This is a genomic window from Acinetobacter sp. YH12129 (assembly GCF_013418685.1).
Taxonomy (GTDB): domain Bacteria; phylum Pseudomonadota; class Gammaproteobacteria; order Pseudomonadales; family Moraxellaceae; genus Acinetobacter; species Acinetobacter amyesii.
Window position 1 is genome coordinate 15958 of the sequence record NZ_VPBP01000001.1, and the last position, 16411, is coordinate 32368.

General features: G+C 42.7%; 14 protein-coding genes. 7 read left to right on the top strand and 7 right to left on the bottom strand.

Annotated elements, in window-relative coordinates; translation table 11 throughout:
• Positions 1–20: 20 nt before the first annotated feature.
• The gene (gpmI, locus tag FTU65_RS00090; protein ID WP_180064891.1) at positions 21–1568 is read left to right on the top strand and encodes a 2,3-bisphosphoglycerate-independent phosphoglycerate mutase; all 1548 of its coding nucleotides are present in this window, start codon (positions 21–23) and stop codon (positions 1566–1568) included.
• 17 nt (positions 1569–1585) lie between these two features.
• On the top strand, positions 1586–2761 hold the full coding sequence (locus FTU65_RS00095; RefSeq protein WP_180059120.1) for a S41 family peptidase: 1176 nt from the start codon (positions 1586–1588) through the stop codon (positions 2759–2761).
• A gap of 22 nt (positions 2762–2783) precedes the next feature.
• Here the strand turns inward: FTU65_RS00095 and FTU65_RS00100 are convergent, their stop codons facing one another.
• The 3 genes from FTU65_RS00100 to FTU65_RS00110 are packed head-to-tail and all read right to left on the bottom strand — an operon-like array spanning position 2784 to position 6453.
• On the bottom strand, positions 2784–4211 hold the full coding sequence (locus tag FTU65_RS00100; protein ID WP_180064890.1) for a sigma-54 dependent transcriptional regulator: 1428 nt from the start codon (positions 4209–4211) through the stop codon (positions 2784–2786).
• Positions 4212–4230: 19 nt separating this feature from the next.
• Positions 4231–5796: a PAS domain-containing sensor histidine kinase gene (locus FTU65_RS00105; RefSeq protein WP_168378225.1), complete on the bottom strand. Its 1566-nt coding sequence runs from the start codon at positions 5794–5796 to the stop codon at positions 4231–4233.
• 21 nt (positions 5797–5817) lie between these two features.
• Positions 5818–6453 carry a response regulator gene (locus FTU65_RS00110; RefSeq protein ID WP_078189449.1) on the bottom strand — a complete coding sequence of 212 codons (636 nt, stop codon included), beginning with the start codon at positions 6451–6453 and terminating at the stop codon, positions 5818–5820.
• 212 nt (positions 6454–6665) lie between these two features.
• Between FTU65_RS00110 and FTU65_RS00115 the strand changes: the two genes are divergently transcribed.
• On the top strand, positions 6666–7715 hold the full coding sequence (locus FTU65_RS00115) for a serine hydrolase (RefSeq protein WP_180004717.1): 1050 nt from the start codon (positions 6666–6668) through the stop codon (positions 7713–7715).
• A 125-nt stretch (positions 7716–7840) separates the two neighbouring features.
• Here FTU65_RS00115 and thrC read toward each other — a convergent pair whose 3' ends face one another.
• The 4 genes from thrC to xerD form a co-directional block, all read right to left on the bottom strand.
• Positions 7841–8980 carry a threonine synthase gene (thrC, locus tag FTU65_RS00120; protein ID WP_078192584.1) on the bottom strand — a complete coding sequence of 380 codons (1140 nt, stop codon included), beginning with the start codon at positions 8978–8980 and terminating at the stop codon, positions 7841–7843.
• Positions 8981–9042: 62 nt separating this feature from the next.
• On the bottom strand, positions 9043–10347 hold the full coding sequence (locus FTU65_RS00125; protein WP_078192857.1) for a homoserine dehydrogenase: 1305 nt from the start codon (positions 10345–10347) through the stop codon (positions 9043–9045).
• A 130-nt stretch (positions 10348–10477) separates the two neighbouring features.
• On the bottom strand, positions 10478–11290 hold the full coding sequence (locus tag FTU65_RS00130) for a DsbC family protein (RefSeq protein ID WP_180010679.1): 813 nt from the start codon (positions 11288–11290) through the stop codon (positions 10478–10480).
• A gap of 96 nt (positions 11291–11386) precedes the next feature.
• Positions 11387–12304, bottom strand: coding sequence for a site-specific tyrosine recombinase XerD (gene xerD / locus FTU65_RS00135; RefSeq protein WP_180064889.1), 918 nt, complete (start codon positions 12302–12304; stop codon positions 11387–11389).
• Positions 12305–12476: 172 nt separating this feature from the next.
• Between xerD and FTU65_RS00140 the strand changes: the two genes are divergently transcribed.
• From FTU65_RS00140 to murD, 4 genes are all read left to right on the top strand, one after another.
• The gene (locus FTU65_RS00140; protein WP_111884859.1) at positions 12477–12740 is read left to right on the top strand and encodes a FeoA family protein; all 264 of its coding nucleotides are present in this window, start codon (positions 12477–12479) and stop codon (positions 12738–12740) included.
• The gene (gene feoB, locus FTU65_RS00145) at positions 12737–14602 is read left to right on the top strand and encodes a ferrous iron transport protein B (protein ID WP_180064888.1); all 1866 of its coding nucleotides are present in this window, start codon (positions 12737–12739) and stop codon (positions 14600–14602) included. The genes FTU65_RS00140 and feoB overlap by 4 nt, the downstream gene beginning before the upstream one ends.
• 36 nt (positions 14603–14638) lie before the next feature.
• Positions 14639–14890 (top strand): DUF6587 family protein, encoded by a 252-nt coding sequence (locus FTU65_RS00150; protein WP_168378221.1) that lies wholly within the window; start codon positions 14639–14641, stop codon positions 14888–14890.
• 159 nt (positions 14891–15049) lie between these two features.
• A complete protein-coding gene (murD, locus tag FTU65_RS00155) occupies positions 15050–16396 on the top strand; it encodes a UDP-N-acetylmuramoyl-L-alanine--D-glutamate ligase (RefSeq protein WP_180064887.1) in 1347 nt (448 codons plus the stop codon).
• The last annotated feature ends 15 nt before the right edge of the window (positions 16397–16411 follow it).

The window sequence follows — 16411 nt, forward strand, 5'->3', positions numbered from 1 at the left end:
TAAACGAAAGAGTGTTCATTATGACGGATGCAACTGCTGGCAAAATCCCACACGTATTGGTAATTATGGATGGTGTGGGTCATCGCGAAGCGGTCGAGGACAATGCCTTTTTAGCAGCAAAACGACCTAACTTGACTGCAATGCAGGAAAAGCATCCGCATGGATTGATTTCAGGCTCTGGCGAAGACGTTGGTTTACCTGATGGTCAAATGGGTAACTCTGAAGTGGGCCACATGAACCTTGGTGCAGGACGTGTGCTGTATCAAGACTTTACTCGTATTACCAAAGATATTCGTACCGGTGCGTTCTTTGAACATGACGTTTTAGTCGATGCGGTTGAAAAAGCCAAAGCTGCAAATCGTGCTGTACATATCATGGGCTTGTTGTCTGAAGGTGGTGTGCATTCACATGAAGATCACATTGTGGCGATGGCTGAATTGGCATTAAAACGCGGTGCAAAAGTGTATCTTCATGCATTCCTTGATGGTCGTGATACGCCACCAAAAAGCGCACAACCTTCGCTTGAAAAATTAGATGCGCTGTTTGCTCAGTATCCGGGTCAAGGTCGTATTGCCACCATGATTGGTCGCTACTTTGCAATGGATCGTGACAACCGTTGGGATCGTGTTGAGCAAGCCTATCGTCTTTTAACTGAAGGTGAAGCAGTGCGTACAGCAGCGACTGCTGTTGAAGGTCTAGAGCAGGCTTATGCTGCTGAAGAATCAGATGAATTTGTAAAAGCGACGCGTATTGGTGATTTAGCACCGATCCAAGATGGTGATAGCGTTGTGTTTATGAACTTCCGTGCTGACCGTGCGCGTGAAATTACCAAAGCTTTTGTTGAAAAAGATTTTGCAGGTTTTGAACGTAAAGTGGTTCCCGCTTTATCAAAATTTGTCATGTTGACCCGTTACCAAGCAACAATTGATGCACCTGTGGCTTATATGCCAGAAGCGTTGCATAACTCGATTGGTGAATACCTGTCTAATTTGGGTAAAACACAACTGCGTATTGCTGAAACTGAAAAATATGCACACGTGACTTTCTTCTTCAGTGGTGGTCGTGAAGATGAATATCCGGGTGAAAAACGTATTTTGATTCCATCACCAAACGTTGCGACTTATGATTTAAAACCAGAAATGAGTGCTTATGAAGTCACTGATGAATTGGTTGCCGCAATTAATTCAGGTGAGTACGACTTACTGGTGGTGAACTATGCCAATGGTGATATGGTTGGCCATACCGGTGTGTTTGATGCAGCAGTCAAAGCAGTTGAGGCCGTAGACACGTGCTTAGGTCGTGTATATGAAGCTGTGATGGCAAATAAAGGTCACATGCTCGTGACCGCCGATCATGGTAACGTAGAGCAAATGCAGGATTACCAAAGTGGTCAGGTGCATACTCAACATACCACTGAACTTGTGCCGTTTATCTATGTTGGCCCGACCAATGCAACAATTGCAGAAGGTGGTGTTTTGGCTGACGTAGCGCCGACAATGTTAACGCTTATGCACATTCCTGTACCAACAGAAATGCAAGGTCGTAACTTGATTACTCTTGAAGCTTAAAATGTAAGGAAGCATGAATGACTAAAGCACACTGGACGTCAGTTGTAAGCCTTACAGCCTTGCTGCTGTGTTCTAGTCATTCGACATGGGGAGCCGACAAAGCAAAGTCGGCTTTCGATGAATTTGATGGCAGCTATGAACAAAGTTATGCCGAAGTACCTGTCGAATCGATCCAACAATTTGTTCAAATCTATGGCATTGTCAAAGAAAATTATGTCGTTGAAAAAAATGACGATGCATTATTCCAACAAGCCATCAAAGGCATGGTCAGTGGTTTAGACCGCTATTCACGATATCTTTCACCTGAAGACTATAAGCAGCTTTTGCAATACACTGAAGGGGATATTGCGAGTGTCGATTTCAATTTGCGCTTTGATGTAGGTTTACAGCAATGGGTCATCACCAATTTAAAGCCTGATGCCGATTCAGCAAAGCTAGGTCTGAAAAATGGCGCGGCGGTGTTTAAAATTGATGATCAAGAACTCAAAAAACTTAATCAAGATCAAGTGCGACACCTGCTCACAGGCAGTATCGGATCGACGCTGAATCTACAGTTGATAACTGCAAGTCAACCGGTTAATTTGGTCAGAAACACTAAAGTTGAAACAGATATAGAATCTAAATTATTAAATAATCAGGTTTTAGTTTTACACGTAAAAGTTTTTCAACAAGATACAGCCAATGAAATTAAGCGTTTAATTGAAAGTCACGGTTCACGTGTCAAAGCTGTATTGTTTGATTTAAGAAATAACCCCGGTGGGTTATTGTCCGCAGCAGTGGAGTCTGCCGATTTATTTTTGAATCAGGGCATTATTGTGTCGACTCGAAGTCGATCTGAGGGTGACCAACAGTTTCAGGCTTTACCGAGTTTTGAATTTCAAAATATGAAAGTTGGTATTTTAATCAACAATCGTTCTGCTTCTGCCGCAGAGGTCTTTACCGCAGCATTAAAAGAGCATAAACGTGCATGGGTAGCGGGTGAGAAAAGTTATGGTAAAGGTGTGGTTCAAAAACTATTTCCATTGAGTAATGGTGCGGCTTTACAAATGACTGTGTCGCAATATCTGACACCGAATGGCAAAATGATTGAAGGAATTGGAGTGCAGCCAGACTATAACTATCCGCTGCAACATGATGCACGTGAAGATCACTATGTCGATCATGTTGCAGAGTTATTGCTGAATCAAAAATAAACAGCAATACGCTGGAAAACTTTTACTCTTCGTCTTCGGTATCTAAACCGAATTTTTTCAAACGATAGCGCAATGAACGGAATGACATGCCTAATTTTTTTGCGGCAAGGGTTCGGTTCCAGTGGGTGATGTTCAACGCATTCATGAGCACTTCTTTTTCGATATTTTCTAAAAAGAGCTCTAAGCCTTCTTCAGGTAGTTTGCGAGGGACCACACTCTGTTCGTTGCTGTTTGCACCTAGCTGAGCGGATTCATTCGTTGTTGGAGCGGAATTGAACTGAGCACTTGGTTGTCTTAATGGCGCACTTTGCAGATGTTGAAGATCAATCTGATCATCATCGCAGAGGGTCATAGCGCGTTCGATAATATTGCGGAGTTCACGCACATTACCTGGATAATATTGGCTGAGCAGGAAACTCTTCGCACGTTCAGTTAGAGGCTTAGTAGCAATTTCCCATTCATGGCTAATTTTTTGAATAAAATGTTGAGCCAATAAGAGGATATCGTCGCCACGTTCACGTAAGGCAGGCAACACTAAATCCATCACATGGATGCGGAAGAATAAATCTTGGCGGAAGCGACCTTGTTGGACGAGTGCTTCTAAGTCCTGATGGCTGGCGCTGATCACACGGAAATCAACGTCAATTTCACAGTCTGAACCTACAGGACGAATACGTTTTTCCTGTACTGCGCGTAGCAATTTAACTTGCATGGCTAAAGGTAGTTCGGCAATTTCGTCCAAAAATAAGCTACCGCCATGTGCAGATTGAATCAGACCTTGTTTGTCTTGGGTGGCACCACTAAAGCTGCCTTTTTTATGGCCAAAAAGTTCACTTTCCATTAACTCTGTGGGAATTGCCCCGCAGTTAATGGCAATAAAGGGTCCTTCATTACGGTTGCTTAAACGGTGAACCAAATTGGCCACGACCTCTTTACCCGTACCAGATTCACCCGTAATAAAAACAGGTGCTTGTGAACGTGCAATTTTCTTTAGAGTTCGACGCAATTGCTGGATTGGAAGCGATTCACCAATCAACATTTTATGTTCTAAAGCATCTTGCGAAGTAATGTCTTCGGCCAATGGCTTATTCAGGGCTTTTTGTAGCAGTTGTTCAAGATGTTTGGGATTGATCGGTTTGCTGACAAAATCGAATGCTCCCGCCTTTAATGCGGCAATGGCAATGTCCATGTTGCCATAGGCTGTAAGCACAGCAACGGGCAGGGCAGGACAGTGTTCATTCATCCAATCTAAGAGCTGTAGACCATTACCATCGGGTAAGTTGAGATCGGTTAGGCAGGCATCGTAGCTATAGGTAGACAAGGCTTTTTTAGCTTCGTCGAGGCGATGTGCAACATGCGTTTTAACCCCCATCCTTGATAAAGACATCTGCATCAGCATACATAAGTCTTCTTCGTCATCAACTAACAATACCAGTGGTTGTGAATCCACAGTTTTCCCCTAAAAACAATTAAATAACAGCTTGTAAGCACTCAATCCTAAAGCAAGCTCCCTGTTTTTTTTCTACATAGGAAAGCTGTGCTTGATTCGCTTCACAGAAGCTATGAGCAAGATATAATCCTAAACCAGTTCCAGTAATTTCGGTACTAAAAAATGGTTGAAATAACTGTGCGCGGTTTTGTAAAGCAACCCCATGACCGAAATCTCGGACATCGATCTGGACTTTTTTCTGATCCGTACGCGCCACCACTTCGATATACGACATGTCCGGATTGTTATGGCGAATCGCATTACGAATTAGGTTGATTAAAATTTGTCTGAACTGTGCCTCATCAAAATCGATTAAAGTCTTGGCTTGTACATTGAGCCGAATGTTCTGTTGAATGTCTGCCAGATCTTCTTGCAGGAATAACGGTAAAAATTTTTCTAGATTCAGACGAGTCGGATGGGTTTCCTTATTGCGCACCATATTTAGGGTGTCTTGAATAATTCGGTCAATCCGCACCGCTTGACGTGAAATCATATGATTCAACATGTGCTGTTGTTCGGTATCACTTTGCGGATATAAATCATTGGCATGCACAATTGCGGCTAAAGGATTACGAATTTCATGTGCAATACTGGCGGAGAGTTGCCCTAAAGCGGCTAATTTTAGTTGTTGCACTTGCTGATTGAGTTTTTGTGCATCTTGTAAAATCAGCAAGGTCAGCATTTGATGCGGCACAACGAGTTTTTGTACGAGTACCTGAATGTGGTATTGGCTTTGTTGGGATTCAAATTGGAATTTTTCACCGCTTTTTAAATCTTCAAATTTGAGTAATTCAAATAAATCGGGCTGCGTGGTATACAGTGGATATTGATCATGATGATAAAAATTTGGCATGCCGAGTAAATGGCAAGCAGCAGGATTACTCAGCACCACATGACAGTTTTCATCCAACACCAAATAGCCCGTATCAATCTGCTCCAAGATATAGCGGTTAATGTTTTGTAGTCGATGTAGCTCTAAGGATTGCGAAAAATTCAGATTTTCTAGTAACTGGAAACGTTTCACGGCAATTTGCGCACTGCCATACACCACACAAAATAAAAAAGCCAAAATCGCACTGTTGGTTAAATTTTTGAGTGAGGTAAATTCAAGAATTGAACCTAAAAACAGTTGATACACCACGCAAATCACAGCGATGAGGGTGATGACCAAGGCTTTTTGGGCATCTAATAACAGGGATGCTGCAAAAATCGTAATCACAAACAGCAAACTCAAATGTAAATTGGGTCCATCGATGGCTAAGGTCAGTAAGCTCAGCGAAATGACATCTACAATGAATAACAGCAGTAACTGGTTTGGAATACGGACTTTGAAGCGTCCAAGCGACATGAATTGAATGCTGGTAAACAGCAAATAAATCGTCAATACATATAGGTATAAACGTGGGTATTCATAATCTGAACTGAATTGAGTGTAGGTCAGTAAAAAGACCAGTAACAGACAGGCACTGATGATAAAGCGATAAGCACTGTACCAAAGGCCCAAATGATACTGGTTCAATTCACTATGGATTGAACGCTGTGTCATAGTAACAGGATGTACGTTGTGTTAAGGTTTGATTAACCCGTAGCGAATCGCCAAGTGAGTTAGTTTGACATCACTATCAATATTCAGTTTTTCAAAAATACGGTAACGGTAGGTATTCACCGTTTTAACGCTAACGAATAATTTATCAGAAATTTCTTGTGCACTAATACAATTGACCACCATCATGGCAACTTGCATTTCACGCTCAGACAGGGCGTCAAAAGGCGATTGTTGTGTATCAGACAAATATGAGCTGGCCAGTTGTTCTGCAATGTCTGCACTGAAATATTTGCCGCCTTGCATCACTTTATTAATCGCACGGACCATTTCAGTAACTGGTGCACCTTTGGTGATATAGCCTTTGGCACCTGCTTTTAACAATAAAGACGGATAGGGTTCTTCAGCAAGTCCACTGACTGCGAGGACTTTTGTATCTGGCGCTGTTTGAAGTAGGCGACGTGTGGTTTCTACACCTCCGATCCCCGGCATATTGACATCTAATAAAACAACATTTGGATGGTGTTGGCGAACAAGTGTAATCGCATCTTCACCAGATTCGGCTTGTCCAATGACTTGGACATCTGCATGGTCTTCGAGCATACGGCAAATACCAGTACGGACTAATTCATGGTCATCTACCACCAAAACTGTGATCACCTACACTCTCCCTCAAATCAAAATCTGTTTTTTTTGTTACATAAAGCAAAATAAGCTTGCAATGAAACGACAAAATTAGCAATCCTATTCTTATATGAAATGAAAAACTTCATACACAATGTGTGAGCAAAAAATGTTCGTAGTTGTGACCAATGTACGGCATATTGCTGGTCTTGCGCAAATGTTTAGTATCCTGAGTTGAGTGAGCAATGGTGAAAAAATTAAATAAATCCTTCATGCACGTTTTGGGCATGTCAATTTTATTCAGTATGAGCAGTTTCAGTTCTGCTGAAATTGTGATGAATAGTGCTGCAAATCAGCAGTCAAATATTAGCTGGTCATCTGAAGATGCAAACCAGTTACTCAACGGTGACGTGTCTTATAGCGCTGAAGAGCCATCTCCTCAAGGGTCAACTAAAGTGACTACTTCTGTACGTAGTACAGGCGGTGTGGTACAGACAGCACCATCGAAAACGGTCCGTATTATTGATACCAATCAATACGCAGGTCAGCCTTCTGTAAATGCGCGTGCAGCACTGGTTATGGATGGTCAAACTGGTGAAGTGCTATATAGCAAAAATAGCAATACCGCTTTACCGATTGCATCAATTACCAAACTCATGACAGCAGTAGTGATTTCAGATGCCCGATTAAACATGTCTGAAAAGATTACCTTACAACAGTCTGATTTCTCATGTTCAGGCTGTAAAAGCTCAAGTTCAACGCTGCGTGCTGGCGACAGTATGAACCGCGCAGAAGCTTTGCTATTTGCTTTGATGAAATCTGAAAACCCAGCGGCTTCGGCATTAGCACGTACTTATCCAGGTGGTCGTTCTGCATTTATTTCAGCGATGAATGCGAAAGCACGCTCATTAGGGATGAACTCGACTCATTATATGGAATCGACTGGCTTGCACCCAGGCAATGTCGCTTCGGCACGTGACTTGGGGATTTTGGTGAATACCGCTTCGCAGTATGGTTTGATTCGTCAATTTTCAACCACACCAAGTTATGACTTTAATTTGGGCTACCGCGTGTTGAAATCAAACAATACTAATGCTTTAGTGCGTAATGGTGGTTGGAATATTAATATTTCAAAAACAGGATTTATTAATGAAGCAGGGCGCTGTGTTGTGATGCATACCACACTGAATAACCGTCCAGCGGTGGTGGTGTTATTGGGTGCGGATTCTTCAGTGGCACGAACCAATGATGCGACTCGTTTAATGAACTGGGCGAGCCAGTTACCAAAACGTATTTAACAAGATTTCAGATTTTTCATTCTTTCAGTATTTAGATTTACTCAACGTTTAAATGCTGAAGTGAATGCAAGATATAAAAAAAGCCCTGCAAGAGCAGGGCTTTTTTTATTCAGTCAGCATATAAATTACATATTTGACAGAATTGAATCACGAACTTGATCCATAGTTGCATCAATCGACAACATTACGGCATCTTGGCATTGCTTGATGGCAGTGTCAGGATCTTTTAAACCGTTACCTGTTACAGTACATACGATCACAGAACCTTCAGCAATTTTACCTGCTTTGATGTCACGAATCGCGCCACCGATAGAAGCTGCAGAAGCAGGTTCTACGAATACACCTTCGTACATAGATAGTAGACGCTGTGCTTCTAAGATTTCAGCATCTTGCAGTTCGTCAAACCAACCTTCTGAGTCGCGGACTACGGCTTTAGCATGGTTCCAGCTTTGTGGATTACCAATACGGATCGCAGTTGCTACAGTTTCAGGGTTTTCTACAGGTGCGCCGCGTAGGAATGGTGCCGCGCCAGCAGCTTGGTAACCCACCATTGTTGGTAGACCCGCAGGTTTTGGACCTGTGAATTGATCAGTTTCAGGATCATAAACCACTTGTACAAATTCTTCTTTAGGCTGATTCGCCACAGCTTCGGTATAACCCATCCAGTGTGCTGTGATGTTACCCGCATTACCTACAGGTAAGCAGTGGTAATCTGGCGCACGACCTAACTCATCCACGATTTCGTAAGCAATGGTTTTTTGACCTTGCAGACGGTATGGGTTGATTGAGTTTACAATCGTAACTGGTGCTTGATCTGCAACTTCTTTTACAAGACGCATACCGTCATCGAAGTTACCGTGAATTTGCATTGTTACCGCGCCATACATCATCGCTTGTGCCATTTTACCCATGGCAATTTTGCCTTCTGGGATGAGCACAAATGCTTTAATGCCTGCACGTGCAGCATAAGCAGCCGCTGCAGCAGATGTATTACCTGTAGATGCACAGATAATTGCTTTAGAGCCTTCTTCAACTGCTTTTGTTACAGCCATGGTCATACCACGGTCTTTAAATGAACCAGTCGGGTTTAAGCCCTCGTACTTCACATAAATTTCAACATTTTTGCCAATAATGCGTGGAATGTTCTCAAGCTTAATCAGTGGCGTATTACCTTCGCCCAAAGAAATTGCGCGAGTAGTTGCAGATACGGGTAAACGGTCGCGATAGCGGTCAACTAAACCAGTATAACGATTGGCATTAGACATGATGATGTTCCAATTGTGTGTAGAGCTTGGCGAGAGGAACTGAAATATTCCCCTCGACCCGATTAATTATCAAGCGATTCTAAACGAATTCGTACAATTTCGCCATGAATGACAGGCAATGCTTGAATTTGTTGAAGTGCTTCATCCATTTTAGATTCTTTGACTGGATCAGTCAGAATCACGATAGGAATAAGATCTTTTAAGCGCGGCTGTTGCATGATCGCATCGATGCTGATTCCTGCACGGCTTAAAATCGTAGTGACATCAGCAAGAACGCCAGTTTGATCTTCGGCATTAATACGGATGTAATAGCCTGTGGTCATTTCTTCACGTGGAAGAATTGGTAAATCAGTTAGGGCTTCAAACGCAAGCTGTGGAATTGTACCTGCGCCATCTTCGGTATATGAGATGTCACGGACAATATCGACAACGTCAGCAACCACGGCTGATGCTGTCGGGCCTGCACCTGCGCCTGCGCCATAGTAAAGCGTTGGACCAACGGCATTGGCTTGAACCAATACAGCATTTTTAACGCCATTTACATTGGCAATCAGTTGGTCTTCAGGGATCAGCGTTGGATGAACACGAAGCTCAATACCCGTTGCAGCACGACGTGCAATACCTAAATGTTTAATACGGAAACCAAGGTCTTCAGCATATTTCACATCTTGCGCAGTGACTTTGCTAATGCCTTCCGTGAAGACTTTGTCAAATTGGAGTGGGATACCAAAAGCAATAGAAGCCAGCAATGTTAACTTGTGCGCCGCATCGATCCCTTCGACGTCGAAGGTTGGATCTGCTTCGGCATAGCCGAGTTCTTGGGCTTCTTTGAGAACGTCTGCAAAGGCACGACCTTTTTCACGCATTTCAGTCAGGATAAAGTTACCTGTACCGTTAATGATGCCAGCCAGCCAGTCAATTTTATTCGCCGCCAAACCTTCACGGAGGACTTTAATAATTGGGATACCGCCTGCGACAGCTGCTTCATAAGCAATCTGAACGTGATGATCATCGGCCAATTTAAATAATTCATTGCCGTGTTCAGCTAATAAAGCTTTGTTGGCTGTAACCACTTGTTTGCCATGAACGATTGCTTCACGAATTACTTCATACGCAGGGTGAATGCCGCCCATAACTTCAACCACAACGTCTACATCGGGTTGACGGACGATATCTAATAAATCAGCACTTTGCTTCACTGAAGCAGGTAGTTCTAAATCAGGACGAGGGCGACGCGTACCCACATGGGTAATTTCAATTTCACGACCGGTGCGACGTTTAATCTCAGCAGCATTTTCTTTTAGTAGTTTAAGGGCACCACCACCCACAGTACCAAGACCGAGGATTGCCAGACGAACTGGTTTCACGTCACACTCCATTTATTTCATCATTGCTTTAAGTGAGTTTAGATCATAGCTAAAAAAACGTTCGGACTCTAGGGTAGAAATCACTTTATTCCCACCCATAAAAAACATTCATTTAGCCTATAAAAATTAGTTATTTAAGCGCACTTTCAAGTTCGGAAGCCGACATGTAAGCACCGATGTGTTTGCCTTCTGCGTTATAGATCGCTGGCGTACCATTCACACCAATATTTAGACCCATTTCATACATGCTGCGCACTGGGTTTTTACATGATGCTGGCTCGATTTGCTCACCGGCAATGGCTTTATCAAATGCGGCACGACGGTCTTTGCTACACCAGATAGTTTCCATCATTGGCATGTGTTGTTCACCACGTGGCCAAGCGATGTAACGGACTTCAATGCCACGGGCATTAATATCATCCATTTGTTCATGTAACTTATGGCAATAAGGACAGCTGACATCGGTAAACACATAAACCACGTGTTTGGTTTTACCTTTGGCTTTATAGATTAGTAAGTCTTCGGTTTTTAATTGATCAAATAGTTTTTTGTTGGCGTCTGCTTGTAGCGTATCGCCTACATTAAAGAGTTGTTTTTCACCCAAACGAACCACGTCGCCTTGGAAAATGTATTTACCATCAGCTGTAGCATAGACCGCAGGCATGCCTTCAAAGCTTACCCAAAACAAATTAGGAACTTCAGTCGCTTTCACCCCAGTGACTTTGGCATTGATATTGGCTTTTTGCAGATTGGATTGCAAAGTATCAATTAAACGCTGCTGAGCATTACGTTCAGATAAATTCGAAGCTTCACCAGTTGCAGGCGTACTTGCCGTTAATGTCGCATCTTTCTTTTCGTCATTATTTGAATTAGAACAAGCCACTAACGCCATACTGGCAACAAGTGTCGATGCGAGAAAAATTTTTGAACGGGTAAATAACATAAACAACCCTTTTCTTTTAGCTTTATCAAACAGGTGAGTAAGCATAGCAAAAAATATCGGGCACAATAGAACTTCTTGGTCTGATATTTCCTGCCGTTAAGCTCTCGGATGATAGTCTGCATGTAATTTTTGCATACGAACCTGCGCAACATGGGTATAAATTTGTGTGGTGGATAAGTCACTGTGGCCGAGCAGCATCTGCACGACACGTAAGTCGGCACCGTGGTTGAGCAAATGCGTGGCAAAGGCGTGGCGTAAGGTATGTGGTGATAATTCGGCTTGAATGCCTGCAATGAGCGCATAGCGTTTAATCGCGTACCAAAAGTTTTGGCGACTCATCATTCCACCAAGTTGAGTGAGAAATAAAGCATCGGTTGCACTTTTGTATAAAACGGGACGTGCTTCAGCTAAATATTTCTCGATCCATTCCACCGCCATTTGTCCTAAAGGGACTAAGCGTTCTTTATTGCCTTTACCGGTAATTCGTAAATAGCCTTGTTTAAGATTGATCAGTTCTAATCTTAAATTTAATAACTCAGAGACACGTAAACCACAGGCATACAGCACTTCGAGCATGGCACGATCACGTAGACCCAATGCGGTGTTGAGGTCTGGGGCATTAATCAGGGCTTCAACATCTGCTTCAGATAAATCCTTTGGTAGGGCACGACCCAATTTGGGTGTTTTATGGATTGCAACAGGATTGTCACTGCGTATTTTTTGTTCACGCAAGAACTTGAAAAATGAACGCAGTGCAGAAAGTGAGCGGGCGATCGAGCGAGGGCTTTTTCCTTGTTTCGTCAGGCTAAGCAAGACATCTGAAATGTCGTCACTGCTCCAATCAGTCATGACATGCGTATGACACTCACTGCATTGAATTAAATCAGATAAATATGCATTTCGAGTGTGTGGACTGACGGTTTGAGCTATTAAATCATCACGATATCCGTGTAAAAAACTGAGTGATTCTGGAATTTGGACTGGGGTTGGAATACGTGGTTTTTTATTTAACATGTGCCGCTCATTTTCGAAATTAAACCAAGAAATCACAATGGTTTAATGCAATGTAATTTAAAAAAATAGTCGTGTCGATGCTAGATTGTTAAATGAGAATTGAAATCGAATCCGATTTGTTAATTATTCTCATTTGTTTGTATAATATTCAAAATTTTTTAGGGTTAGTTGCGTGCGATTATCTGATTTGAAAGTGAAACAAAGCGCAGTCATTCATAAGGTACATCGTAACCAGAATGGCAACAATGCTCCGGCTGATTTAGTCGCTAGCCGTTTAGAGACTTTGGGTTTTGTTCCCGGAACAAAAGTACAGGTGATTACCAAAGGTATTTTTGGTGGTGACCCGATTTTAATTCAAGTTGGGTTTACTCGTTTCGCACTGCGAAAAATAGAAGCTGAAAAAGTGGAAATAGCAATGGAAGGTGCATCAGCATGAGTGATGCGTTACGTATTGCCCTCGTTGGTAATCCAAACTGTGGTAAAACTTCATTATTCAATCATTTAACGGGTACACGTCAGAAAGTTGCGAACTATGCTGGGGTAACGGTTGAGCGCAAGGTTGGTCAATTTACGTTGCCATCGGGTAAATCTGTTCGAGTTTTGGATTTGCCGGGGACGTATAGCTTAGAAGCGACGAGTCCTGATGAAGCCATTACGCGTGATGTCGTGCAAGGTAAAATTGCAGAAGAAGGGCATCAAGATGTCTTTTTATGTGTAGTTGATGCGACAAACTTAAAATTGCACCTCGGTTTGGTCATGGAAATGATCGATTTGGGTCGTCCAATTTTACTTGTCCTCAATATGATGGATGAAGCACGCCGTCGTGGCATGCAAATCAATACCCAAAAGCTGTCTCAGCGTTTGGGCGTTCCTGTTGTAGAAACCGTTGCTGTACGTAATGCGGGTATTGAAAACTTAATGGGTGCTTTGGATGCTGAAGGTTTCAGAAAACCAGATGCGTCATTAAGTGATACCAATCTTTCTGGGACTAACCACGAAAAAATTGAACAAATTTTAAAAGACGTGGTGGTGTTTGTTGATCATGAAGATAAACGCTCAGACTTCCTCGATAAAATTTTTCTACATCCAGTCTTTGGTTTAATTACCTTAGCGGTGATGATGTTTATTATTTTCCAAGCGGTGTTTGCGTGGGCTGCGCCGTTTATGGATGGTATTGAAACCTTCTTCGGTTGGTTCGGTGAATTGGTCGGTGAACACATTTCACATCCACTACTGAACAGCTTGGTGGTTGATGGGATCATTGCGGGTGCAGGCGGTGTAGTAGTGTTCTTGCCGCAGATTTTAATTTTATTCTTCTTTATTTTGGTTTTAGAAGAATCAGGTTATTTACCACGTGCAGCATTCTTGCTAGATAAGCTGATGTTTAAAGCCGGACTGAGTGGACGTGCTTTTATTCCTCTGCTATCGAGTTTTGCCTGTGCTGTACCGGGCATTATGGCAACCCGGAGTATTCAAGACCCTCGAGATCGTCTGGTAACGATTTTAGTGGCGCCGTTGATGACGTGTTCGGCACGTTTACCGGTTTATGCTTTGTTGATTTCGGCATTTATTCCAGAGCAAATGGTCTGGGGCGTCTTTAACTTACAAGGCTTGGTGCTATTTGCATTATATGCAGCCGGGATTGTGAGTGCCTTAATTGTGGCAACAGTGCTGAAATTCTTCCAAAAAGATAAATCACAGCATGCCTTATTGATGGAACTTCCAAGCTACCGTTTCCCAGATATTAAGAGTGTTTGGATTGGTTTACTGGACCGTGCCAAGATCTTCTTGAAACGTGTCGGTGGCATCATCTTCGCTTTATCGATTTTGTTATGGTTCTTGTGTACTTTCCCGCAACCGCCAGAAGGCGCAACCTTGCCGGATATTGATTATTCATTGGCAGGTATGCTTGGGCATGTATTACAACCGATTTTTGCACCATTAGGTTTTAACTGGCAGATCTGTATTGCCTTAATTCCAGCGATGGCGGCACGTGAAGTCGTTGTGGCGGCATTGGGTACGGTGTATGCCCTGTCTGCAACTGATGACGATGCCATGTCTCAAGGTCTGGCAAATTTAATTAGTAGTGATGGGGCATTGGGTTGGTCATTGGCAACCGGTTTATCATTATTGGTGTGGTTTATTTATGCGCCACATTGCTTGGCGACACTGGCAACAGTTAAACGTGAAACTGGCTCCTTGAAAACGGTGAGTTTTATGACCATCTATTTATTTGGTTTAGCTTATTTAATGGCATTCATCACGTATCAAATTGCAACACGCTATTTTGGATCGTGAATTGTGAATGGCAAAAGCTGAACAAAGGAGAGAGACATGCTTGAATCAATAATTATTGCAGTATTGGTGATTTGGAGTGCTGTCGTGGTGTTTAAGAAGGTATTTCCAAAAACATCGAACTCAGTCTTCACAACTTTATCTGAGCACTGTGCAAACCGTGGTTGGAACAGTCTAGCCAAATGGTTAAAGCCAAAAATGGCAGCAGGCTGTGCAGGCGGTTGTGGATGTTCAGCTTCAGATAATCCATCTGCAAAAAAAGCTGAAGTACAAGCGGTGAAATGGAAATAAGCTCACCGTCAATTGCTTGAAGAAACCGCCCAAGATGGGCGGTTTTTTTACGAGCGGACACAAAAAAACTGCGAGAAAGTGAAAACATAAAAAGCATTCAAAACAGCAAAGTGCTAACATTTTGTCAGATTTAAAAACCGACCAAAAAATGGGGCGAAAATGTTAATACAGCGTGGTGGATTGAAGGTTGTTGCCGGATTAGGGATTTCTGGTGTTTCCGCAGTGAATTTCTTACATAGCCATGGCTACCGCGTTGCAGTCACCGATTCACGAGCAGTCCCACCGGGTCATGATCAAATTCCAAGTGATGTACAAACCAGTTTCGGTCAGTTGGACCAAGATTTATTACTCCAAGCAGAAGAAATTATTATCAGCCCGGGGCTAGATCCAAAATTACCGCAAATTCAGGCGGCCATTGCAGCCAACATTCCTGTGGTTTCAGAAATTCAAATTTTACGTCGTGCGACAGATAAGCCGATTGTCGCAATTACAGGTTCGAATGCGAAAAGTACCGTAACGACTTTATTTGGTCTTATGGCAGCAGATGCAGGAAAAAAAGTGGCAGTGGGTGGCAACTTAGGGCGTCCAGCTTTGGATCTCACCAAAGATGATCCTGAACTTTATGTTTTAGAGCTTTCAAGTTTTCAATTAGAAACCACGTCGAACTTGGCCGCAGAAGTGGCTGTTGTGTTGAACATGAGTGAAGACCATTTGGACCGTCATGGCGATATGATGGGCTATCACACTGCGAAGCATCGTATTTTCCAAGCGGTGAAAAAAGTCGTGTATAACCGTGATGACTCATTAACACGTCCATTGGTTCCAGATATTACTCCAATGCAAAGCTTTGGCCTAAATGCACCAGATATGAATCAGTTAGGTATTTTACGTGATACTGATGGCACAATTTGGTTGGCACGTGGTCGTGAGCGGTTACTGAAAAGTACAGACATGTATATTCAAGGGACTCATAATGTGGCAAACGCCTTGGCATGTTTAGCTTTGGGTGAAGCGATTGGTTTGCCACTAGAGGGCATGTTGGAAACTTTGAAAACATTTAAAGGTTTAGAGCACCGCTGTGAATTTGTCAAAGAAGTGCATGGTGTTCGTTATTATAATGACTCTAAAGGCACCAATATTGGTGCGACTTTAGCTGCGATTGATGGTCTAGGTGCTGCGATTGAAGCCAAAGGCGGTAAAGTGGCGATTATTTTAGGTGGTCAAGGCAAAGGGCAGGACTTTACTGCGCTGCGTGATTCACTTTCAAAATATGCCAAAGTTGCGGTATTGATTGGTGAAGATCGTCCAATTATTGAAAAAGCGATTGAAGGGACAACCACGCTGATTCATGCTGAAAGTTTGAAACAAGCGGTTGAGCTGTGCCAACAAAATGCGGTAGCCAATGATGTGGTGTTATTGTCTCCAGCGTGCGCAAGTTTTGATATGTTTAAAGGCTACAGTGAGCGTGGACACCAATTTGTCGATTGTGTGAATGTACTCGTTTAAAAGAACGATAAGGAA